General features: G+C 42.1%; 26 protein-coding genes and 1 tRNA gene. 15 read left to right on the forward strand and 12 right to left on the reverse strand.

Annotated features, from left to right (window positions below):
- Window position 1 precedes the first annotated feature (1 nt).
- The gene (lysA, locus tag A11Q_RS05665) at window positions 2-1,201 is read left to right on the forward strand and encodes a diaminopimelate decarboxylase (RefSeq protein ID WP_015469835.1); all 1,200 of its coding nucleotides are present in this window, start codon (window positions 2-4) and stop codon (window positions 1,199-1,201) included.
- 16 nt (window positions 1,202-1,217) lie between these two features.
- Here the strand turns inward: lysA and A11Q_RS05670 are convergent, their stop codons facing one another.
- The 4 genes from A11Q_RS05670 to A11Q_RS05685 form a co-directional block, all read right to left on the reverse strand.
- Window positions 1,218-2,951, reverse strand: a complete 1,734-nt coding sequence (locus A11Q_RS05670; RefSeq protein WP_015469836.1) for a penicillin-insensitive murein endopeptidase — start codon at window positions 2,949-2,951, stop codon at window positions 1,218-1,220.
- Between the two features lie 99 nt (window positions 2,952-3,050).
- A complete protein-coding gene (murI, locus tag A11Q_RS05675; protein WP_015469837.1) occupies window positions 3,051-3,881 on the reverse strand; it encodes a glutamate racemase in 831 nt (276 codons plus the stop codon).
- Window positions 3,882-3,907: 26 nt separating this feature from the next.
- A complete protein-coding gene (locus A11Q_RS05680; RefSeq protein ID WP_041575110.1) occupies window positions 3,908-4,948 on the reverse strand; it encodes a guanosine monophosphate reductase in 1,041 nt (346 codons plus the stop codon).
- Window positions 4,941-5,549 (reverse strand): hypothetical protein, encoded by a 609-nt coding sequence (locus tag A11Q_RS05685; protein ID WP_148284944.1) that lies wholly within the window; start codon window positions 5,547-5,549, stop codon window positions 4,941-4,943. The genes A11Q_RS05680 and A11Q_RS05685 overlap by 8 nt, the downstream gene beginning before the upstream one ends.
- A 196-nt stretch (window positions 5,550-5,745) precedes the next feature.
- On the opposite strand from A11Q_RS05685, the gene A11Q_RS05690 reads away from it, so the two are divergent.
- The 6 genes from A11Q_RS05690 to A11Q_RS05715 all read left to right on the forward strand — a co-directional run bounded on the left by A11Q_RS05690 (window position 5,746) and on the right by A11Q_RS05715 (window position 9,379).
- A tRNA-Leu gene (locus A11Q_RS05690) sits at window positions 5,746-5,837 on the forward strand.
- Window positions 5,838-5,892: 55 nt separating this feature from the next.
- The gene (locus A11Q_RS05695) at window positions 5,893-6,612 is read left to right on the forward strand and encodes a Rossmann-fold NAD(P)-binding domain-containing protein (RefSeq protein ID WP_015469840.1); all 720 of its coding nucleotides are present in this window, start codon (window positions 5,893-5,895) and stop codon (window positions 6,610-6,612) included.
- Window positions 6,613-6,683: 71 nt separating this feature from the next.
- Window positions 6,684-6,962, forward strand: a complete 279-nt coding sequence (locus A11Q_RS05700; protein ID WP_015469841.1) for a GNAT family N-acetyltransferase — start codon at window positions 6,684-6,686, stop codon at window positions 6,960-6,962.
- 138 nt (window positions 6,963-7,100) lie between these two features.
- Window positions 7,101-7,850 carry a type I methionyl aminopeptidase gene (gene map, locus A11Q_RS05705; protein WP_015469842.1) on the forward strand — a complete coding sequence of 250 codons (750 nt, stop codon included), beginning with the start codon at window positions 7,101-7,103 and terminating at the stop codon, window positions 7,848-7,850.
- A gap of 59 nt (window positions 7,851-7,909) precedes the next feature.
- On the forward strand, window positions 7,910-8,605 hold the full coding sequence (locus A11Q_RS05710; RefSeq protein ID WP_015469843.1) for a class I SAM-dependent methyltransferase: 696 nt from the start codon (window positions 7,910-7,912) through the stop codon (window positions 8,603-8,605).
- Between the two features lie 30 nt (window positions 8,606-8,635).
- Entirely contained in the window at window positions 8,636-9,379 is a 744-nt protein-coding gene (locus A11Q_RS05715) for a haloacid dehalogenase type II (protein ID WP_015469844.1), read from the forward strand.
- A gap of 17 nt (window positions 9,380-9,396) precedes the next feature.
- Here A11Q_RS05715 and A11Q_RS05720 read toward each other — a convergent pair whose 3' ends face one another.
- Window positions 9,397-10,296 (reverse strand): SDR family NAD(P)-dependent oxidoreductase, encoded by a 900-nt coding sequence (locus A11Q_RS05720; RefSeq protein ID WP_015469845.1) that lies wholly within the window; start codon window positions 10,294-10,296, stop codon window positions 9,397-9,399.
- On the reverse strand, window positions 10,289-10,516 hold the full coding sequence (locus A11Q_RS05725) for a hypothetical protein (RefSeq protein ID WP_015469846.1): 228 nt from the start codon (window positions 10,514-10,516) through the stop codon (window positions 10,289-10,291). Before A11Q_RS05725 ends, A11Q_RS05720 begins: the two co-directional genes overlap by 8 nt.
- Window positions 10,517-10,799: 283 nt before the next feature.
- Here A11Q_RS05725 and A11Q_RS05730 point away from each other — a divergent pair, with 283 nt between their 5' ends.
- The 4 genes from A11Q_RS05730 to infA all read left to right on the forward strand — a co-directional run bounded on the left by A11Q_RS05730 (window position 10,800) and on the right by infA (window position 12,441).
- Window positions 10,800-11,078, forward strand: coding sequence for an RNA recognition motif domain-containing protein (locus A11Q_RS05730; protein WP_015469847.1), 279 nt, complete (start codon window positions 10,800-10,802; stop codon window positions 11,076-11,078).
- A gap of 73 nt (window positions 11,079-11,151) precedes the next feature.
- A complete protein-coding gene (locus A11Q_RS05735) occupies window positions 11,152-11,622 on the forward strand; it encodes an FKBP-type peptidyl-prolyl cis-trans isomerase (protein ID WP_015469848.1) in 471 nt (156 codons plus the stop codon).
- 259 nt (window positions 11,623-11,881) lie between these two features.
- Complete coding sequence (locus A11Q_RS05740; RefSeq protein ID WP_015469849.1) at window positions 11,882-12,184, forward strand: RNA recognition motif domain-containing protein; 303 nt, start codon at window positions 11,882-11,884, stop codon at window positions 12,182-12,184.
- Window positions 12,185-12,198: 14 nt separating this feature from the next.
- Window positions 12,199-12,441, forward strand: coding sequence for a translation initiation factor IF-1 (gene infA / locus A11Q_RS05745; protein WP_015469850.1), 243 nt, complete (start codon window positions 12,199-12,201; stop codon window positions 12,439-12,441).
- A 15-nt stretch (window positions 12,442-12,456) separates the two neighbouring features.
- On the opposite strand, the gene A11Q_RS05750 is transcribed toward infA, so the two are convergent.
- The gene (locus tag A11Q_RS05750; protein WP_015469851.1) at window positions 12,457-12,885 is read right to left on the reverse strand and encodes a group III truncated hemoglobin; all 429 of its coding nucleotides are present in this window, start codon (window positions 12,883-12,885) and stop codon (window positions 12,457-12,459) included.
- Between the two features lie 167 nt (window positions 12,886-13,052).
- On the opposite strand from A11Q_RS05750, the gene A11Q_RS05755 reads away from it, so the two are divergent.
- The 3 genes from A11Q_RS05755 to A11Q_RS05765 are packed head-to-tail and all read left to right on the forward strand — an operon-like array spanning window position 13,053 to window position 15,037.
- Entirely contained in the window at window positions 13,053-14,174 is a 1,122-nt protein-coding gene (locus A11Q_RS05755) for an NnrS family protein (RefSeq protein ID WP_015469852.1), read from the forward strand.
- Between the two features lie 10 nt (window positions 14,175-14,184).
- Window positions 14,185-14,583 carry an RrF2 family transcriptional regulator gene (locus A11Q_RS05760; RefSeq protein ID WP_015469853.1) on the forward strand — a complete coding sequence of 133 codons (399 nt, stop codon included), beginning with the start codon at window positions 14,185-14,187 and terminating at the stop codon, window positions 14,581-14,583.
- Window positions 14,584-14,623: 40 nt separating this feature from the next.
- Window positions 14,624-15,037, forward strand: a complete 414-nt coding sequence (locus A11Q_RS05765) for a GNAT family N-acetyltransferase (RefSeq protein WP_015469854.1) — start codon at window positions 14,624-14,626, stop codon at window positions 15,035-15,037.
- A 22-nt stretch (window positions 15,038-15,059) separates the two neighbouring features.
- Here the strand turns inward: A11Q_RS05765 and A11Q_RS05770 are convergent, their stop codons facing one another.
- Window positions 15,060-15,731, reverse strand: a complete 672-nt coding sequence (locus A11Q_RS05770) for a M24 family metallopeptidase (RefSeq protein WP_015469855.1) — start codon at window positions 15,729-15,731, stop codon at window positions 15,060-15,062.
- Between the two features lie 4 nt (window positions 15,732-15,735).
- A complete protein-coding gene (locus A11Q_RS05775; RefSeq protein WP_015469856.1) occupies window positions 15,736-16,908 on the reverse strand; it encodes a putative porin in 1,173 nt (390 codons plus the stop codon).
- Window positions 16,909-17,127: 219 nt separating this feature from the next.
- Here A11Q_RS05775 and A11Q_RS05780 point away from each other — a divergent pair, with 219 nt between their 5' ends.
- Window positions 17,128-18,867 (forward strand): phospholipase D-like domain-containing protein, encoded by a 1,740-nt coding sequence (locus A11Q_RS05780; protein WP_148284945.1) that lies wholly within the window; start codon window positions 17,128-17,130, stop codon window positions 18,865-18,867.
- On the opposite strand, the gene A11Q_RS05785 is transcribed toward A11Q_RS05780, so the two are convergent.
- The 3 genes from A11Q_RS05785 to A11Q_RS05795 are packed head-to-tail and all read right to left on the reverse strand — an operon-like array spanning window position 18,864 to window position 22,154.
- Entirely contained in the window at window positions 18,864-19,577 is a 714-nt protein-coding gene (locus A11Q_RS05785; protein ID WP_015469858.1) for an ABC transporter ATP-binding protein, read from the reverse strand. The genes A11Q_RS05780 and A11Q_RS05785 overlap by 4 nt on opposite strands.
- Window positions 19,564-21,150, reverse strand: coding sequence for an ABC transporter permease (locus A11Q_RS05790; RefSeq protein ID WP_015469859.1), 1,587 nt, complete (start codon window positions 21,148-21,150; stop codon window positions 19,564-19,566). The genes A11Q_RS05785 and A11Q_RS05790 overlap by 14 nt, the downstream gene beginning before the upstream one ends.
- On the reverse strand, window positions 21,150-22,154 hold the full coding sequence (locus A11Q_RS05795) for an extracellular solute-binding protein (RefSeq protein ID WP_015469860.1): 1,005 nt from the start codon (window positions 22,152-22,154) through the stop codon (window positions 21,150-21,152). The genes A11Q_RS05790 and A11Q_RS05795 overlap by 1 nt, the downstream gene beginning before the upstream one ends.
- Between the last annotated feature and the right edge of the window lie 62 nt (window positions 22,155-22,216).

Raw genomic sequence — 22,216 nt, forward strand, 5'->3', positions numbered from 1 at the left:
AATGTCTAGCAAGCTTTTAAACTACAAAGATAATCAACTTCACTTTGGTAAAACTCCAGTGCGCCTCAGTGACTATGTTCAAAACTATCGTCAGCCTGTGATCGTTTATGATCTTAATGTGATTCGAGATCGCATATCTTGGATTCAAAGTTGGAAACGATTAGGACGGCTTCACTATGCGATGAAGGCCAACTTTCATTTAGACATTTTAAAACTAATGAAGCAGATGAATTGTGGTGTGGATGTTGTCTCGGTCGGAGAAATCAAACGCGCACAAGAAGCTGGATTTGGTTTACAGGATATTATTTTTTCAGGTGTGGGTAAATCCAATGAAGAGCTTCAATGGGTCATTGAGGGCGATATTTATCAAATCAATGTCGAGAGTTTCTCAGAACTTAAAAAAATCGCGAAGATCGCTGAGAAGTTAAATAAAAAAGTAAGTTTAGGATTAAGAATCAATCCCGAAATTGATGCTGAAACTCATAAATCAATTTCAACCGCTTTGAAAGATTCAAAGTTCGGTTTAGATTTTGAATCAGGACGCGAAGCTGTAAAACTCATATCTCAGAACCCGCTGTTGCAGTTAAGAGCTTTAAGTTTTCATTTAGGCTCACAAATTATGAACGTCAGTGTTTTTGAAAAAGCATTGGCGGTGATGAAGCCGTACTATTTGGAGGCCAAAGCTCTGTGCCCTGAACTGGATCGCTTTGATCTGGGCGGTGGAATCGGTATTGATTATAAGGATGCGGATTCAGAAGTGGATCGTCAGCGTTGGCAACAATTAGCAGATTTATTTGATCGTGAATTGCAAGGGTTTGAAGCCCATTACTTACTTGAAATCGGTCGTTTTTTAGTGGCCCGTTCGGGTGTCTTGCTGTCGCGAGTAGAAATTATCAAAGAGACACCGCTCAAGACATTTCTAATAGTCGATGTGGGCATGACTCATCTGATGCGTCCGGCTCTATACGGCGCTTATCATGAAATCTTACCTTTGAAGTTAGTAGAAGGAAAAAGTCAGACGTATGATGTTGTCGGACCTATCTGTGAATCCACAGATGTCCTTGCAGAAGGCCGTGAGTTCACACCTCTTGATGAAGAGGACTTTGTTGCGATCTGTGATGTGGGTGCCTATGGTTCTGTGATGGCCTCACGCTACAATTTGCGAGATGAGGCCAAAGAAGTGATTCTTAATAATCTATAATATGTGATAGCTGTAACTAGCTACAGCTATCGATTTTGCGGTAGTTAAATCCGCGGCATCCAGGATCGTGGGATGAACATTTAATTCTTAAATGAAAGTGGTCGCGATGGCCACGCACATGTTGAAGATTGTCGAACATGCGTTTTACTAAATCCTTATCCGAACCATTCAGCTCATTTTTTGATTTAGCGTGAGCACAAAGAGCATTTTTAACTTTTTGATCGATGAAAATTCTATCCACTTTGATATCTGTTTGTGAAAACAGATATTTGAAGAGGTTATATGTTTTTTCGACAGAGTAGTTGCGATCAAGGTGGGACCCGCGATTATTCACTGTCAGAGGAAACTTATTAGCTGTATCGGTTGGATAACCTAAATCCACATCATTCCCAATTTGATGACTTGCCGAAGGTGGTAAGCGTCCACCACTACGTGCCGACACACGTGATAAATAAACCTTTTTTGTGTAGTTCAAGTTCATAAAGGCGCCAGCACGAACAATCATTTCGGCCATATCATAAGTGGCAAAGTGCTTATTCATGTTAGGTGCTGCTACTTCGAAATAAGCCTGACGAGCCAGAGCTTCAGAGCGAGTCATCATTGAAGTTGCATTTTGTAAGCGACCGCGGTTGGGAAATCCCACAGCTTGGTTGCGTGGACGCACTTCACCGCGCGGTGTTTGTGTCGTATCTGGTGTTAAAGGACGATTCTGTTTGTTCCCTGTATTTGGAGTTGAATCCTTCGGCTGAGCAGGTGGCTCTGCAGGAGCAGCAGGTGCCGGCGTTGGGGCAGGTGCCACAGGAGCCGGAGCTGGTTGTGGTGCCGGTGTCGCCGGTGGTACAGGTGTAGGAGTTGGCGCCGGCGGAGTCTCCTGAGGCGCGCTTGGTGGTGCTGTTTGAGGTGGTGCCTCTGCAGGAGGGGCAGGAGTTGAGGGTGCTGGTGTTGACGGAGCCGGAGTGGTGAAGATCTCTCGTAAATTGGTGGTGTTCAGACCGCCTTCGTAACGGCCGGGAGCTGCTCCATCTGAACCTTCATCTTGCATTCCGCTTTGGTCTGCGTCTTCATCTTCATCTGTATTATCGTCAGTGTCAGAGGAATCATCATCAGGAGTCACAGTATTGCCATTGCCATTTTGTTGAGGACTAGAGTTTGACGGAGGTGTGAGCTCGCTAGGCGGAGTCGATGGCTTTGTGCGATCTACTTCAATTTGTTCTGAGTAGAATTTGTTGTCATAAGAAACGACGATATCCACGATCACGTGTTCGCAGGAAACTTGTTGGCTACGAGTTTGGCTGAGACAGTGGGCTAAACCTTTGATTTTTAATTTTGGATCTGTGGATGGAATTTCATCGCTTAAAAGAAAAGACATTTCATTGGTTGAATGTACACCAGAAAGAGAAATACTTTTTTCAATAACGGGTTGGCGGTTTTCATCAAGGATCGCCACATTTGCGGTCACCACAAGTTTGCGATCACTAGATGTGTAATGCACACGTGGAGACGTCAATTGAGTGCGATTCAATTGGATTTCATCACCATTGCTATTGGTCAGGACTTCAGGAGGTTGTTGATATTCCACTCCGTTTTGCGGTGGTGGGATGATATTGGTCGGTTTAGCCTCTTCGTTAAAGTTAACGATAGGATCTGGCCCAAATTTATTTTGTGAATTTCCCTGTGGGGCACACGAAGCGAACAGCAAAAAAACGGAGCTGCAACAGAAAACAAGTCGTGATTTGAAGGTTTTAAACATAGTTCGCCTCTATTCTATAGGGCTGATATAGCAGAATACGGGCCGGACTAAATGAGGCTCAGTTCAAAGTAGTATGGGATTAGGGTGTAAAATCTTTAGTCAGATGACGGAAACTGTTTCGAAATGGATTTCAGAGCTCATCACCGCACAGAGAAGTTCATTCGACAGGTTTTCGAAGTGATCACTGGCATCCGTCAGGGCAATGGTTAAAGTGCTGTGCTGATTTTCTTCAGCAGGTGCAATTTTTTTACTTTTGAAGTCTTCAGCTAATAATAATGAAATGGCTTCACCAGAGTCGACAAGATGAACGTGGTTACCGAAAACTTTACGAATAGAGTTTTTTAAAAGTGGGTAGTGTGTACAGCCCATCACGACAGTGTCCACGTCGGCTGCTTTCAGATGTTGTAAGTAGCGGAAAGCCACTAAGTTCGTCAGTGGGTCGTCGTACCAACCTTCTTCAGCTAAAGGAACAAAAAGTGGACAGGCCTGAGTTAGAACTTCGGCATCGGGAAGAATCGCTTGTATTTTTTTAGTGTAGGCTCCGGTGCTGATTGTTCCGCGAGTTGCCAACACCGCAATTTTTTTATTTTCAGTGCGCGCGCAAGCTAAAGCAGAGCCCGGGTCAATCACGTTATAAACCGGTAGCCCCATAAAGCTAGATTCAGAAATCTGAGTTGAAGCTGTGTTGCAGGCAACGACAATGGCCTTCACGTCACGTGAGGCCAGAAATTTCATATTCTGTTGTGAGTACTGTTTAACGGTATCTCCTGATTTAGATCCGTAAGGTAGGCGAGCCGTGTCTCCGAGATACAGAAAACTTTCATTCGGAAAAGCTTTCACCAGTTCACGTAGAACTGTGATTCCGCCGATTCCCGAATCGAAAACCCCAATGGGTCTGTTATCATGATCTTCTGTAAAACTCAGAGCCAAGTTATCCTCGTCAGTCTTTTCAGTTGTTAGTTGCGAACACCATGTGCGCGCGATTCCGCAATACCATTAGAAGACATTTCCATAAACGTAGCTTTATCTTTAATTTCGTCGATGCTGATGGCGTTTACATAGCTCATGCCTGAGCGAATACCGCCAGCAAGTTCATGGATCACATCTGTGACATGACCTTTAACATTGACGAAAGTAGATTCTCCTTCTGGAGCCATGCCTTGAGGCATGTCACCGCGCCAAGAAATTTGCGCTTTTTTCGAAGCCATTCCACGATATTGTTTTTTACCATTGACGATGTCGCCCGGTGTTTCAATAGTTCCAGAAAGCATACTTCCTAACATGATGATATTCGCGCCCGCTGCAAAAGCTTTCACCATATCACCAGAAGTACGAATACCTCCATCGGCGATAACAGGAACTCCGTAAGGTTCAGCTGCTTCTGCGCAAAGAGCGATGGCCGTCAACTGAGGAACGCCTGCGCCCGTGATAATACGAGTTGTGCACATAGAACCCGGGCCAATTCCTACTTTGATAGCATCGGCACCAGCTTCGATCAAATCAACAGCTGCATCTGGAGTAGCTAGATTTCCCGCGATCACTTCTAATCCCGAAAAACTATCTTTCAACCATTTTAAAGTATCCATCATCAAGACAGAGTGTCCATGAGCGATATCAATTGTTAATAAATTCACACCAGCTTTTACAAGGGCAGCGGCGCGCTCTTTGTAGTCTGCATTTACACCGATACTGGCTGAAATAATTTGTGCGCCAGCGGCTTTCACTTGTTCTACTTCACTGACTTGTTGTTCGATATTCATAAAGCGGTGAAGAATTCCAAGACCACCCATTTGGTGCATCGCTATGGCCATTTCGGCTTCAGTGATAGTGTCCATATTGGCAGACAGAACTGGCATTTCTAAAGTTTTTGTCTTAGTCAGTTTTGACTTTAAAGACGGGTCACGTCTTGATTTAACTTCAGATTTTTTTGGTGTAATCAAGACGTCATCGAATGTTAATCCATGATCACGGTTTTTAATATCTCTCCAATTAAACATGAGCGCCATTTTCCACCTCGTTTAAGTATTTAATAAAAAGCTTTAAGATAATAAAATGAAAAAGTAATTCTACCAAGGACTCAATGAAAGTAACGAGGGTAGCCGCAACCGGATGTTGGGAAAAGTTGCGGTACTCATTGAAAACAGCATAAAACAGAACGGGAAGTATAAAATAAAAAAGCCCGAGCCAAAGCTTTAAGCTCCACCAAAAATTACGTGAAATTTTAGTGGAGTACTCAAGAGCATCCACTTGTCCTTGTTTGTATTTCTGAGAAAACATCACCACAAACGGAGTCATAAGGTAGTTGATGTATTTAATTACACCGGGAATTAAGAAGACGAAGCTCCACAGGAAGGTCTTTCCCCATGCGCGCAAACTTTCAACGGCGGTGAGCTCTAGATTTTCTTTCAAAAATTGGCCGATACTTTTTTCTGGGCGGATTAATGTGTAGGCACAGAACAATGAAATCAGTAATGGAAATAATAGAGCTGTCAAAAGAGCCAGTCCGCCCCAAATCCAAATTGTGTTACTTAAACCAGCAGGTGAACGCACGATGGATTCAATTTGATGTTGGATCAGTTGTTCCGAAAGGGTCGACAAAGTTATTGCTGAAAAAATCAACAAAAACGAAGGCTGCAAAATGGTCTTAAGATCAAATTTGTTCACTTGTAGCACAGTGAAACAGGATTCATGCTTAAGACCTGACTGTCAATCATAGTGGCTATGCAGAACAAATAAAATGATGACAAACCTATATTGGTAAGGTTAACTTCTAACTTCGTTTTTCACGCGCAGTGCCCCGGTGGCGAAACTGGTAGACGCACAGGACTTAAAATCCTGGGCTACGTTAACACGGGCGTGCCGGTTCAAGTCCGGCCCGGGGCACCACTTCAAACACTCCATCCCAAATCACTTTGTACAACAAATGGATACGAACACTTCAATGAACAAAACATGGGGGATTGTCGGTTTAGGCTGGTTAGGTTCTGAACTCGCAACCAAATTGAAAAAGTTGGGGGATAACAGTTGGGGAACTCGTTCCAACGTATTTAATTTTCAGACCGATCAATTTCCTGAAACTTTCTGCGATGTCTTGTTTTTAAATACTCCGCCACTTCCTCAGATGTCGCCAGAAGTTTATGTTCAGAAAATTTACAAAGCGGCGCGTGCGAAAATTATATTTATCAGCTCAACATCTGTTTATGGAGCTAGTGAAGGACTAATAACTGAATCCTCAATGGTGGCGCCGCAGACGGAATCCGCCCGCTGGCTAGTGGATGTCGAACTCCTACTGAGGCAAAAATTTAACGAAGATCTGACCATCGTTCGAGCTGGTGGCTTAATTGGTGGCGAGCGCCATCCGGTATTTCATCTGAGCCGTAAAAAAGAGGTTACGACAGGGAAACATTTGGTGAACCTGATCCATCGCTCTGATTTGATCGGCATTTGTTTGTCTGCAAGCAAAGCGAGTAATATTCCTCTGGTAAATGCCGTTGCTCCATTTCATCCGAAAAAAGAAGAGTACTACAATCAATGGGCGACTCAATTGAACGTTCCAAAACCGATCTATACAGGCGGAACCGAGTCAAATCGTCAGATTGATTCCGAAATTCTACCTCTGCTTTATCCTCATTGGATATGTCCTAAGTTGGACTTCCTTTAGTGAATAAGCTCCGTTCTTATTTGCCTCTTTCTAAATTTTTCCTTTTTAGATAAAATATTGAAGGAGGCTGTATGGACATCATCAATAATAAAGCCGAACAAAAATTTTCTACATCTACGATAGGTGGCGAAGCCTTTATCAGCTATCGTCGCGGCTCTCAAAATTCCTATGATCTTCACTTTGTTTTTGTGCCACCGGAAGCGCGGGGGCAAAATATAGCTGATCAACTGGTGCGCAAAGCTTTGCAGCAGGCGAAAGATGAAAAGGTCAAAGTCATTGCCACATGCTCCTATGTATCCACATGGTTTACACGTCATCCCGAAGAATCTGAAATGCTTCTACAATCGTAAAAAGCTAAGCCTTAGTCGAGATAAACAGGATCTTTTGCTCTTAAAGAGGTCCTGCGTGAATTGAAATTATTATGAGTTTCAAAACGGCGTGGAAGCATTTAAAATAGAAGCTACTTAGTTTTAAAAAAGGAAATCCTTATGTCTATTAATTCTATGGAAGATTTAGAAAATTTGAAGAAGATCGGTTCTATCGTGGCTCGCTGTTTGGATCATATGTCTAAAAAGCTAGAGCCGGGGATGACCACTTACGAGTTAGATGAAATCGGACGAGTTTTCCTTGAATTTCATGGGGCCAAGTCAGCGCCTAAGTTGGTTTATAATTTCCCCGGAATTACGTGCATCAGTGTTAATCATGAAGCCGCCCATGGTATTCCCAGTAAGTCAAAAAAACTAAAAGCAGGGGACTTAGTGAATATCGATGTTTCAGCGGAATTGAATGGATATTTTGCTGACACAGGAGGATCGTTTATTATCCCTCCGATCACGGCGATCAAAAAAAAGGTCTGTGATGTGGCGATGTCTACCATGTGGAAGGGAATTGCGGCGGCAGTTCACGGCCAAAATTTAAATGAAATTGGCAGAGCTATGGAAAATGAAGCTCGAAAAAATAATTTAACAGTGATTCGCAATTTATGCAGTCATGGTGTTGGCCGCTGGCTTCATGAAGAGCCAGATCAAATTCCTGGATATTACGACAGAAAAGATCGTCGCGTTTTAGAAGAGGGCATGGTGATTACAGTTGAGCCATTTGTGTCCACGGGGGCTCATAATGTTGTCGATAGTGGGGATGGTTGGACACTGATCAATCCCCATCATTTTACTGCTCAATATGAACATACAATTGTCATAACAAAAGATAAACCGCTGATTATGACATTGCCAGCATAGAGCAGAACCAGCACAGAGAAAAAATAGAAAAAAATCGATTGAAAGTATAGACCCACATTATGAATAAACCCACCACTCCTCCAGATTTTTTTACCAAAGAGTTGTCGTTAGCTTATGACGAGCGTAACAGCAAGTTGTCGCCTATTTCGGAGAATTTACATTTCCTCATTCGTCTGGCGATCCAAGATCTGCCGACTAAATCCCATATTTTGTGTATCGGTGTGGGTACAGGTGCAGAAATTCTATCGTTAGCGAAGGCATTTCCGGAATGGACTTTTTTGGGAGTCGATCCATCAGCTTCGATGTTAGAAGTCTGCGCGGAACGTCTGCAAATTGCCGGTGTATCCGAACGCTGCCAGTTGGTGTGTGGATATGTGCAAGACGTTCCAAAAGGTGAAAAGTTTGATGCTGTCCTGAGCGTTTTAGTGGCTCATTTTGTGAGGCGTGAAGAAAGACTCGATTTTTTTCAGAATATGGTCAGTCGACTGAAGTCAGGCGGGTATTTAGTTAATGCTGAAATCAGTTGTGACCTTAATGCTCCAGAGTTTCCATTGATGTTAAAAGGATGGGAACAAGTGCAAACTTTAATGGGAGCAACACCTGAATCCTTAGCGGGACTACCTCAGCAGTTGCGCACTGTTTTAAATATTTTGCCAAACAGCGAAACCGAAGACATTCTTCGTCAAAGTGGCATCCTATCGCCCACTAAGTTTTTTCAATCGTTTATGATCAGTGCGTGGTACGGTAAGAAATAGGCTTGTACTTATAAGTAAAGAGGGGTTCGTATGAAGTTTTTAATGGTAGTTTTCTTGGCGCTGTTTGGATCTTCTTATGTGGAAGCTAAAAATGATATCAAAGTCATAGCGTTTGATGCCTTTCCTGTTTTTGATCCAAGGCCAATTTTCAAAACGGTTCAAGAATTGTTCCCAGAAAAAGCAGATAAGCTGGTAGAGGTCTGGCAGGCGAAGCAGTTTTCGTATACGTGGTTAAGAACTTCTGGTGAGCAGTATAAAGACTTTTATCAAGTGACAGAAGATGCCTTAGTTTACGCAGCCAAAAATGTGAAGGTAGATCTGACAGAAAAGCAAAAGCAACAAATTATGGGCGAATATCTGAAGTTGAAGCCTTGGCCAGATGCGATGGACGCTTTGCAAAAATTGAAAGATAAAAAATATAAGATTACGTTTTTATCAAACTTTACTGAAGAGATGTTGAAGTCCAATCTAAAGTCTTCAAAGCTGGAAAAACTTTTTAGTCCACTATTATTAAGTACAGATTTGGCTAAGGCTTTTAAGCCATCTCCGAAGGCCTATAATCTGGCCATCGAACATTTTGGTGTGAAAAAGAAAGAGGTGCTATTTGTAGCTTTCGCCCCTTGGGATGCTGCAGGAGCAAAATGGTTCGGTTATCCCACATTTTGGGTGAATCGTTCAAGCTTTCCTCCGGAAGAGTTAGGAGCCGAAGTCGACGGCATGGGTAAAAACTTGGAGGACCTCGTTCGTTATATGGAAACAACCTCTGAAAAGTAACTTTTATCAGACTGGTTCTATTTTTTATAACGGGTGTACTTCTTCGCCCACTTCCTCGTATTAGGTAAAATTGAAAATAATAAGGGTAAAAGTATAAAGCGCGGCACGAATCGTCGTACATAATAAAAAAACATCGCGTCTAAAGTGGCTGGGATCCAAAGCGGTGGATTCTTTCTTTTCATAACTTTCAAAATTCGGAGAGCGACATCTTGGGGCGACGTTAGGCTCAGTTTCATCAGTCTTTCTATAAAAGGGGTCATATTTTTATAGTAGTCTGCATAGAGAGCTTCGGTGTCGTCATTAGGTTCGGATTGTATAGAGTACTTCACTTTTAAAAAGGACTGTGAATGAACAAAGCCCGGTTGTATAAGACTAACGTTGATGCCTAAGGGTTTGACTTCATACCAAAGAGCTTCGCTGAGTCCTTCAAAAGCGTATTTTGAAGCGCTATATGCTCCCATAGTTGGCATAGCTAACATGCCGCTGACTGATGAGACATTAATAATTTTTCCCCAGCCCATCTGGCGCATATGCGGAAGAACGGATTTAATAAGACCAACAGGACCAAAATAGTTGGTTGCAAACTGGTGCTGCTCTTCAGAGGCGCTCATGTGCTCGACGACAGCGCGATAGCTGACTCCAGCGTTATTGATGAGGATATTAACGCCTCCCCAAAGTGTAACTATTTCTTTAATAAGCGAAGTGCGGTTTCCTTCCTCAATGACATCTAACAGCCGTATTAAAAAGCGATCACTTTCAATAAATTTAGTGTGGAGCATTTTTAATGAGGAGGCGCGAGCTGTAATGACAACTCTGTACTCAGTTCTTTTGTAGAGTTCTTCTGCTAGGGCTAATCCAATTCCGGAGCCGCAACCCGTAACAAGTACGACAGGTTTTTTAGATTGTTTATTATCCAAGGGATTTCTTTCTTTTGATTTGTTCGATACCTAATTCAAGCGCTCTTAGAAAGACGGCATTTTTCTTGAGATTTACAAATTTGTATTCTGGTTGACTCTGCAGTTTATCAATCAGCTCTGTAAAATTTTTGCTGAATGCAGCTTTATCTGCTTTGGTAACCCTGAAGCCTAAAAGGGGATAGTGTTTGTTAATATCATCGCTTTTTTTCTTAGATCTCATAGATCTGTGTAATATACATTATTTATTAAATAATTATAATATAATTATCAGATAATATATAATTGATCGTCTACATTGCTGCTCAAATCGTTGGTGGTGTATATGGTGTTAAAATGTAATTGTTTTTGGAATGGTGGCGGTTTATATCCTCTTCTTGAAAAGATATCCTTAGGTGATATTTGAAATCCATGATAGTGTGCCTATTAAGTTATAAAGCGACCTTCGAGACTTTGCGCATTCTGTTCAATACCTCTTAATAGCACTCAGCCTTTAGGAGGTATAAATGAGTAAAAAACTATACGTCGGTAATTTGCCGTATTCAGCAACGGATGAATCTTTAACAGAAAAATTTTCTGAGTGTGGCACTGTCAGCTCAGTAAAAGTTATCATCGATCGTAATTCAGGTCGCAGCAAGGGTTTTGGCTTTGTCGAGATGTCAAATGACTCTGAAGCAGATACCATTATCAGTCGTTTCAATGGGACGGATGTGGATGGTCGTGCTATCAATATATCAGAGGCTAAGCCAATGGTTCCCCGAAATGATTCGGGTCGTTCATACTAGTTCTTTTATTTAATCTTAAGAATTATAAAAAACCGGCCTTTGTAGGTCGGTTTTTTTGTTAGATAGGTAGAAAATGCAACCACAAATTATTTCATTTAACTGTCTTTTAAAAAATATTGCCGGAAAAGTTTTAAGTTCTACGTATAATAGAGAAGTCTTAAACGTTGTTGATGATGAAAACGTCATGTTGCTAGGGCTAGCAAAAGGCCTACAAAATTTAACGAAAGGTGAAAAAAGAAGGATTTCGTTATCTGCACAGGATGCCTATGGTTTCTATGACCCTAAAAAAGTTATCCTTTACCCAAGGAAGTATCTTCCGCAGGATATTCGAGTAGGCACATCCGTTACAATTGTGGGTAAAAGTGGGCGTTCAAGAATTTATAAAGTGATTGAGTTGTATCACCACATGGTGACCTTAGATGAAAATCATCCTTTAGCGGGACAGGACTTAGTCTTTGAAATTGAGGCCTTATCAGTAAGGCCAGCTACACAGACCGAGATCAATGAGTCATACAATATGGTAGGGGTGCAAATTCTGCACTAGCGTGATTATCCTCTGTTGTATTTGGAACTCTATATAAACCATGTAAATTAAGTAGGGTTCATATAATTAAGAATAGCAGAACAATCTTAATGGGTTAGAGTTATTATACTGATGAAAGAGTCTTGATTTTAAAAAATAAAAAATTATTAATTTGGTAAGTGGGTCAGTTTCCTGTAAAGTGGCCTTTCCAACGGTTTCTTTCGATTAAATTGCGTAGGGCTCTTTCTTCTTTAGTACCATCATATCCTAAGGAGGAAATATGAGTAAAAAATTATACATTGGAAATTTATCTTATAACGTAGACGAAGGCGCTTTAAACGCGTTGTTCTCTCAATACGGAGCAGTTGAGTCTGTTCGTATCATCACTGACCGCGACACAGGTCGTAGCAAAGGTTTTGCATTCGTTGAAATGACAGAAGAAGCAGATGGCTTAAAAGCTATCGAAAACTTGAATGGCACTCAACAGTTCGAACGTTCAATGAACGTAAGTGTTGCTAAACCTATGGAATCACGTGGTGGTTCTAGAGGCGGTGGCGGCGGTTTTTCTAGAAATCGTTACTAGGTTTAAAGCTCGTCATGGCTAAAGAAGACCTAGTTACCTTTACAGGTAAGGTACGTGACTTGTCCGGGGGTGGTGTTTATCACATCACCCTTGATAACGGAGTTGCTGTATCTGCGCGCCTGTGCGGGAAAATGAAAAAATTCAATATTAAAGTTGTCGTAGGCGACATGGTCGATGTGGGACTTTCCCCGTATGATCCATCACATGGCCTGATTACTCATCGTCATAAAAATCATAGACCATCATCGGTCAATTAGTTCAGTCAGCGGAATTTATTTTTTACTATATTGTCTTAAATACATTTCATTTTTAATGGATAAGCTATTTCCGATACGTTCGGAAATGAGCTTCCAAAGATGGCTTTGCTGTAAGGTGAGGCGATCGTCTAAAGTCTGATGAAAGAGGCCGAGCCATCTTTCTAATAAATTGTGATTAAATCCAGCGAAAAAATGCTTTGTCACAGGGTTATACTCTGTCGATAGGTAAGGGTGTCCACCAAAGCGGATCCACCAGAAGTGGGTGAGTCGCTCTATATGTTCAGGCCAGTCGTGCACAGAACGAAAAGAAACTGACAGGATAGAGTCCTGCTGTATGCGATTATAAAAATCATCAATAACATTATAAATATCCTGATGACGGAATGTAACGCCATTGACTGCAACTGTATTCAGTTCTGGTTCTAAAGGGCTTTTTTTATTCATAGGAACAACTGACCTTGTTATTTATCGTCTCGTTTATTAAGAGTCGACTTTATATGTTGTATGTAATATACAATATATAAAGTCGACTGTCAATTTGGACGGGCGGTATAAAAGATAAAGTAAATGCAGAATAAATACAGAACAGCAAAAACGAGATGGATTAAGATATGAAAACTCTAGCTCCTTATCAGATATTTTTTCCTATTGGTATCTTGTGTGCCTTATTAGCGGTCGGTGTTTGGTTTACCCAGAACTTGGGGTGGTTTGACACTCCGGTGATGTGGGTTCACGGAAAGCTAATCGCAGGTGGGTTTTTGTGGAGTTTTATAGTTGGATTTTTGATGACGGCCGTGCCGCGCATGACGGGAACATTTAATGCGCACAAGGTAGAATACGCCATTTCATTTTTATTGATATTGGCACTGATTGTTTTTTCATGGGCCCTAGATGCCAAACCTTTTTATTTTATAAGTTTTGCTCTGACAGTATTCATTATGATTTATGCAGGGCGAAGATTGGTTGTGAGTACAAGGCCAGTGCCTGTGTTTTTCTCTCATGTGGGTTTGGCGATGTTCATGTCTTTAGTTGGCTCTTATTTTTATTATAGAGGGCAATCTATTTTAGGATTTTATTTTTATCATGTTGGAACTATTTTGTTATTAGTTTTAGGAATAGGCACACGATTCTTTGCGTTTTTATCAGGCCTTCCCTCTGTATTTGAAGGTACGGAAGAAAAATGGAAGAAAGCTGCTTTTCATATGATGGGATTGGCAATTGTGGTCTTGCTAAGCGTTGTGGGTATGAGGCTATCATGGGGATTTTTAGGATTAGCTTTACTCACATTGGGTTATCTATTTTGTATATGGCAAGTGCAGCGCTCTTCGAGTCGTCCTTCAGCGTTGAAATGGGCGGTTAGAATTGTGGCTGTGATGATACCACTCAGCTTTATTTTAAGCTGGATTTATCCCGTTTATTATCTTTCTTGGATGCACATACTTTTTGTGGGATGCTTCGGTTTAATTACTTTCTCTGTCGCTACGCGTGTGACATTGGCGCACGGGGCCTATCCAACGGATATGGAGTTAAAATCGAAAGCGTTGGGATGGATGGTGGCTTTTATCGTTCTGGCGATGGTATCCAGAGTGTTTTATGGCTTTTCATCTGGATTATGGAAAACAAGTTTTCTGCATTTGGCGGGCACATTTTGGTTTTTAGCTGTTGGCGTTTGGTGTTATTCTTACTTTAAAAAAATCTTCAAACTGGGCCCTCAATCTAAACCGAGTTGTTAAAGGGATATTCATGCGATTAACGGATCATACAGATTACTCTTTGCGCGTGTTGATGTATCTGAATCAGAAAAAAAGCCTTATTACTTTAAATGAGTTGGCTGAGAAATTAGGTATTTCTAAAAATAACTTGATCAAAGTCTCTAATCAGTTAGCTAAAGCGGGATGGATTGACACATCCAGAGGACGCACAGGCGGTCTTGTTATTAAAGCGGAAACGGGAAGCATGAGTCTAAAAGAAATTGTGCTGAAAACGGAAGAGACATTTAATATGGCTGAATGTTTTTCTAATAAGAAGTGCCATTGTACATTTTTGCGTAACTGCCTCTTGAAAAAAAGTCTAAACGAAGCCCTGTCGGCTTTTCTTGAGGCGTTATCAGAGAAAACTTTGAACGATGTGACTGTAAGATAAAACACTTTTGGATTTTGTTGTTTCAACGTACAATAAGAGCATGAAATACACCTTGAAAAACGAATTGCCTGCACCTGAGGAATACTGCCATTTACGTCAAATCACAGGTTTATCACCGAAGACGATTGCAGCCGCACAGGTTTCATTACCACGTTCCTTACATGCCGTTACTTTACGAAATGGCGATCAGTTGATAGCGATGGGACGGGTCATAGGCGATTTAGGGTGTCATGTGCAAATTGTCGATATTGCGGTTCACCCTGATTATCAAGGGCTGAAGTTGTCTCGAGTTATCATGGAAAACATTATGGATTTCGTAACAAAAGAGTGCCACCGCTGTGCGTTCGTCAACTTGTTTGCTGATGTGGATTATTTGTATCAGAAATTTGGGTTCGTAGATTCTGTTAAATCTAAAGGCATGTACTTAGATTGGAATCGGGTTTCTCAATCTTGAGAGCTCGCCATTAAAAATAAAGTCACGACAAAATATCTTCATAAAAAGCTCCGCGCTGTGACTGCGGGTGAATAATGTGAATTTCTAGCACCCAAAGATTTTCTGTGGGGCAGATATTCATAGATGAAAGTCCTTCTTTGGAAAATAGAGCGTGGGGGAAGTCTCCTAAGCGGTGCCCCGCCATTTTCGGATTTAATTGACAGTGATGTTCTTCGGCACAGGTGCTGGCGAATTGATAGAGTTCTTGTCCACTGAGTTGTTCTGTCTTCCATTTTGTAGCGACATCTTTCCAGATCTGTTCGCAAGAGCCGATGATCGGCTGATGCGGATTGTGTGCTGTGTTTGAGTCTGAAGATGAAAAACTAAATGTACGTCCAAAGTCGGCTTCGTGATCTTCAAAAATAGGTCCGACATCTATAAAAAATATGTCGCCGTCATTTAAGGTTAAACTCGTGTCGGCCAAATCGCGAAAACTTTTGGTTGTATCACTTCCGATTCTGAATTTTGTGGGATGCCAGAATTTAGAAACTCCCACTTTTTTAAACTCTTCTTTCACTAAAGCTTGTCCATCCAGCTCGTTCATTCCAGCAGAGGAAAGGGAGGCGATTCTATGAGTGACTTCGTGGCAAACCCTGCGGGCCTCCAGATAGGTAGCTAAATTAAACTTGTCTCCGGTTTTTTCTGTAGGGTGCATATAATTAAAATGAAAAGTTAAAGTCCAGCATCGTGCGCTGATAATCAGGTGAAAAAACAGGGGATGAAATGGCTTCTTTTCCATTAAAGTAGGTCAAAGCCACATTGGCATTGCGACCTACTTGATAGGCCAGAGATGTTTTCCAACTACGAATATCGGTACCGCCTCCAGCAGAGTCAGAATCTGTAAGAAGACCTACCACAGCATCCTTTTCGACCTGACGGTAATCTAAAGTCACAGCCCATGATGAAACGTCTTTTAGCTCGCCAAACTGAATACCATAAATCTGCGCTGTATTGTAATCGTCATCGCGCGAGTTTTTTACATATTCTGCAAAGAAAGAAATGGGTTGTCCGGCAACTTCTGAAAATAACTCGAGTCCCAAAGAGCTGAGTTCGTAATTGTGAACGTAATTCCCACCGCCATCCACTGTATTTCCTTTTGCGGCTGGGGCTTTGTCGCCTTTGATGTTTGCAAAGTTCAGATAGCTGCCCACAGCACGTATGCCGAAATCAGCACCTTTAAACGCATAACCCAGTTGCAGAGCTAATAATCCCACATCTGTATTTTCTGCGGAGCCATCGGCAGAATATCTTTCATTCAGCCATGTCGCTGAGGCCACAGCCATTAAATCATGCGCAAGGTCTACAGTTTGATTGTACTTAACCGATAGACCTTCCGGAGTGACATCGTTATCAAAAATCAAATCATTGTCTGCGACGAATTCAAAAGGGAGTGGTGTCTTACCACCCAGAATGCGGATGTTTTCTGTGGCTTTCCAGTTAAAGTAAGCCAAATCTAATACGATACTTTTTTTAGAATAATATCCTGAAAGATCTTGGTTGGTGGTGTTGGGTTCATTTCCCAAAGCAGAATCCGTAGAAAGACGAACGCCCACTTCTGTCTGCGAGTTGACTTCAGCCGAGCCACCGATGCGAAGTCGCATGCGCTGACGTAGAAGATCTGAATCTTTTAGGGGAGCTAATTGTTGCTCTTGTATTTTTTCTGTACGGAAGCGGAAGTCTCCGTAAAACTTTCCATTAAACGGAACGGGGATTTGTAAGTAGTTCGGTTTGTTTTCCTCGGGTTCGATAGACTCTTGTGCCTGCGCTAAAGAAGTCATGGATAAAGAACAGATCAGAAGTAAAGGGCGTAACAAAGATACGGAATTTTTCATAAAAGTCCTTTGGGTTACTTTGGCGCAGAGAGTCCTTATTCAATTGAATTTCAACTTTAGAGGACTTTTATAAAACGAGGCAATTAAAGAGGTAATATGGCATCCAACGAAGGTCTAGGAGTGAAGGACGCAAATCTAATTTCTTAGAGGTGTAACATAATTCTTGTTAATATAGGGTATTCTGTTTAGAAGCCTGAAAGCGAAGGAAGTCGGAGCCAAATGATGGGTTATAAAAACCTTGTAAGACGTTTTTTCATTTTTGGTATTTTATTTCTTTTTGCGCTTCAGTCTTGCACGACTCTTCCCCATAAATCAGCCGCGACGGAATCGTCTTTAACTGAATCTTCGCCCTCAGCTGTTCGTCAAACGGCGCAGGCCAGTGATAGCATCACGTTGACCGATATGTTTCGTCGTGTACGTGAAGTGATCGCTCCGAAAGAGGGCGGCAAATTAGTTCATAAAAAAGTAGCGGAAAGTGAACTGATCAGTATTTTTCAAAGCAATCCCCGCAGAGTAAATGAAACAGACGCTGCCTTAATCAGTGCGCTAGAGTCTGAAGCGCAACAGCGTGATATCACAAAGCACGTTCGACTGATTCCACCAAAAGGGCAATGGGGTTATTCCGAGCTGAAGTACTATGTGAATCATCCGTACTATAAAAATGGTAAACTTCAGCGCGCTGGGAATATTCTAAAAGTATGGCGTGACTTTATTCAAAAGACTGAAAAAAGTTTGGTTTTGAATGTCTATGATTTTGATCTCGAAGATGTAGCACAAGATCTCGTACAATTAGCTCGTCGTGGAGTAAAAGTGCGTGTCGGAATCGACCGCAATGTCATTACACATCGTCCGGAAGTGCAAAAAGTAGCCTCTATTTTAGAAGCTGGTGGTGTGGCTTTAGTGCGTGTTAATCCTGTGGCATTAAATCATCAAAAGGTAGCGGCGCGAGATTGGGAAAGTTTTGATAAAGCAGCTGTATTATTTTCTTCAGGAAATCTAACGCAAAGTTGCTTGGGGCCAGAGGGAGATTTAAAAAACGTCCGTCCACGCCCGCGCGAATCTATTCCAAATGCCAATCATGTGTTGACGATGAAGAGTTACATCTTATCGAATCTAGTCGCCCATGAGTTGGCAAAAACTCTAGGACCTGAGCTTTATCTACGTGGGGCGCAATACCCACTGACAGGGGCGTATCAAGTCACAGGCCCAGGAGTTAATCCACAAACTCTGGAAGCTTATCCTGAAAAAAGTGTGATCATCACATTCACTCCAGGTGGTGGCTATCGTGCGATCAATAAAAACATACTAGGTCACATGATCAGTATGACCAGCGGTCCTGTGCGCATGGTACAGTTTGCCTATTCGTCAGAGCTAGTAGCGGAAGCTTTATTGCAAAGAGCGCAGCGTGAGTTTCAAGAAAACTCCAAGTTTGATTTTTACTCTGTAGGTGACACACCATTCGCTATGCAGGGGTGGAGTCAGTTTTTAAAAATGTCAGGGCTTAAACGTGAGCAGACAGAAGTGGGTCGCGCCCGTTTCTATGAAGACTCTGAGTCTATCTGGTCGAAAAACCTAAGTGCATCGCAATTAGAGCAGGTTCGTCGCCGCGTGCGTGTGGCGCCAGAGCTTTACGGGAATCGCCGCGTTCGTGTAGCGGGGCAAAGTTATTTGGTCTCTTCCAAAATACATCACAAATTGATGAGTACGGGTGATTTTGCAGTGGTGGGGACATCGTTTAATTTCAGTAAAGGTGCTGAAACGAATAACGAACAGATCTTGGTTTTCCGTGATCCTAATATGGTAGATATGGTGAACGGAGTGGCCAGATACTTTGTGGAAACCAGTGCGCGTTCGGTTATGGAAGAAGCTCAAAGAAGAAATGCAGGTTTAGGCTCTACAGATGAAGAGCTGAATCTGATTGAAGATGCATTCGATCCTGAAGTGGAATTGTCTGATTAGCTTTTAAAAACAGGCATTGGTCTGGAGCTGAGTTCAAAAACATCTTGGACCGGTTTCCAGCTCAGAAGAGTTCCCTCTTTTATTTGTCCGACATAATCAGCCAGTTGAAACGCGTCTTCGTAATCATGGGTGACAATCAAGCAAGTCATTTCCAGTTTTTGCAGGATATTTTTAATCTCACTTCGTAAATGAATGCGCAGATCAGGATCTAAACTGGAAAAAGGCTCATCCATCAGAAGCAAAGCCGGATTAGGGGCTAATGCTCGTGCTAAAGCGACACGCTGTCTTTCGCCGCCAGAAAGGTGTTGCGGGTAGCGATGGCGGTGCTTTTCTAAATCAATCAATTTAAAAAGTTCAGTTAAGCGAGCCTCTTGGGCCTCTTTCGTCCATGTATTGAGTCCATAGCGCACATTCTCTTCAACAGTCATATGAGGAAATAAAGCAAGGCTTTGGAAAAGATAACCCACTTGGCGTTGATGGGGTGCTACAAAGTGATCAGCAGAAGACAGTGTATCGCCATTCATTTGAATTGTGCCGGAGTCCGGTTTTTCAAAACCAGCCAGACAGCGAAGAAGTGACGTCTTACCTGAACCACTGGCTCCGAGTAAGGCTCCCACAGTTCCTTTTTTGAGTTGAAAGTTAATATCTTTCAAAAGCGGTTTATTGGCAGTGTAAGAAAAATTAAGGTGGCTCACGTTAAGAAAGTTCATGGAGTCTCCTTTTGCGATAGAGGTCGACTATTTTTTGAATCAATAATAAAAAACAAATCAGAGCGGATAGAACAAGGGAAAACACCGAAGCCCGTGCCCAGTCGCTTTCTGCGGCATATTGATGAATTCTTAGTGCTAAGCTGGGATCACTCAGTGGTTTTAACATCAGAGCGGCAGGTAGTTCTTTGACGATCTCTAGAAAAAGTAAAAAGAATCCCAAAAGCAAAGCCGGAGAATACAGAGGTAATTCAATTTTCCACCATGTGCGGGCAGGGGGACCCAGTAAAGAAGCCGCTTCACTCAATTCGGCATTGATTTGCAGCTCCTGACTTTTAAGACCTTTTAACATCAAGCCACTGAATTTAGTAAAATACAAAAGTACTAGCAAAGCCATTGGAAGTAGTCCGCCCGTGGATAAGACTTCAAGCTTCAGCGTGCGAACTGCGAAAAAATAAAAAGCCACAGCCAGCAAAGTTCCCGGAAGTCCATAGCCCAATGAAAATAAATTTAAGATAGAGCGCATAGGACGCGGAGCTTTTTTTAGAAGCATGAATAAGGCTCCCATTAACAGGCCAACGAATAGACTGCTGATGATGCCAATCACAAGGGTGCTTTGAAGGGCCGACATCCAAGGAAGCTCTTTCCAAAGGGACAAGTCTGCCGAGTGAAAGAATAGGGCTGCGATGGGAAGGATATTAAATACTAAAAGTCCTAAGGCAAAAAGAGCTAATAATAAATAATGTACAGATTTAGGAATAGAAAAAAGAAGATGTAGGTTCTGTTGTCTGGACCATGTTCTTTGTAGTGCAGGTCGGCTCAAAAATTTAGAAAGCCCCAAAATTAAAATACAAATCAGTAACAGTACAAGGCTGATGCGGGCGGCGCCGCCGAAGGAAAACAAAGCGCCCCACGATTTGTAGAGCACACGTGAAAGCGTGTTAACACCAAACAGGTCGATAAAACCAAAATCAGCGCAGGCTTCAAGGGCAACCAACGTTGAGCCACCAAGGGCCCATGAAAAAAGGCTGGGCATTAAAATACGTCGGAAGCTTCTCCAAAATCCAGAGCCAAGACTAGAGCTGGCTTCAATAAATGTTTTGATTTGCGTTTGTAGACCAGCCACCACCGAGAAATAGACATAAGGGGCTGTGGTTATTCCAAAAAGTAAGGCGGCCCAATAGCGAGTGCGTGGTTCAAAAAATGCGATATCCCCGAAAAGTTGCACTAGAAATTTTTGTACGGGACCCGAGTAATCTAAGTAAGAAAGAGCGACGAAACCCATCACGTAGGTGGGTAGCGCTAATAACAGAGCCATTGAAAATGAAAACCAAAATGAATAGCGCGGCAGAAATAAAGAAATGATGGCCCATGCGGTGCCGATCAAAAATGCGACAAAGGCACTGCCGAGGGAAAAGAAAAGTGTTTCGTAAAGACCTTGAAAAAGTTGAAATGAACGCAGGTGTTGCCAGACCTCGGGCTCAATATCGCCGGCTTCGAGGCTCAGTTGGAAAAGTGGTCCTAAGAAAATGCTGAGGGCAACAAGCAGTAACCCCCAGCGTGCGATTTTGAGCATTATTGATAGCCGACAGAATCCATCAGCATAACAGCTTCTTTTTGGCGTTTTCCAGCTGTAGTCAGATTGATGCTATCAGCTTTAAAGCTGCCGAAACCTTGTAAGATCGGATTAAGATCTTTTGTCAAAGTGTCTTTCACAGGGAACTCTAAGTTCATATCAGATAATAGTTTTTGAGCTTCGTCGCTTACCATCCACTCGATGAACTCTTGCGCTACTTTTTTCTTCTGAGACGACTTTGTCACGCCAGCACCTGAAATATTCACGTGAGCGCCAGAAGAGCTTTGGTTTGGCCAGAAAATTTTGGCAGGGAACTCAGGATTGTTTTTTAATAAATTTCCTAAGTAGTAGCTATTCACGATACCAACTTGGCAAGGTCCATTTTCTAAAGCTTTAATTAATGATGTATCATCAGAGAAAACTTTAGCTCCTAAATTGCCAACCCAACCTTGAACTACTTTTTTAGTTTCATCGGCACCTAAGCGTTCGATCATCATAGCCACTAATGATTGGTTATAAACTTTATTAGAAGAGCGTAAGCAAAGTTTACCTTTCCATTTTTCATTAGCTAGATCTTCGTAGGTTGAAAGATCAGACGCTTTTACTTTGTTAGGATTGTAAACGATTCCACGTACACGGCGTGTGATGGCATACCACTGGCCTTGTGGATCGCGTAAAGCAGCAGGTACAGTTTTTTCTAAAGCAGAGCTTTTCGTAGGTTGTAATAAACCTAAATCAGCAGCTCTCCATAGGTTTCCAGCATCAACAACTAATAAAACGTCAGCAGGGCTTTTTGCGCCTTCTTGTTTTAACTTTTCAAGTAGTGGACCTTCTGAGTCATAGACGACTTTTACGGTGTTACCTGTTTTTGCTGTGTAAGCTTGGATGATCGGTTGTAATAACTGTTCACGACGAGTTGAGTAGACAGTTAATGTTTCGGCAGCCATTGCCGGAGCGGACATAACTAATGCTAACGCATAGATTACAAACGAGGGAATCTTCATTTTAAAACTCCTTTTTAATGTGAAGAAAGTTTTAACAAAGATTCATCTTTCAGAGCAGAACT

It is taken from the genome of Pseudobdellovibrio exovorus JSS (genome assembly GCF_000348725.1).
Lineage (GTDB): Bacteria > Bdellovibrionota > Bdellovibrionia > Bdellovibrionales > Bdellovibrionaceae > Pseudobdellovibrio > Pseudobdellovibrio exovorus.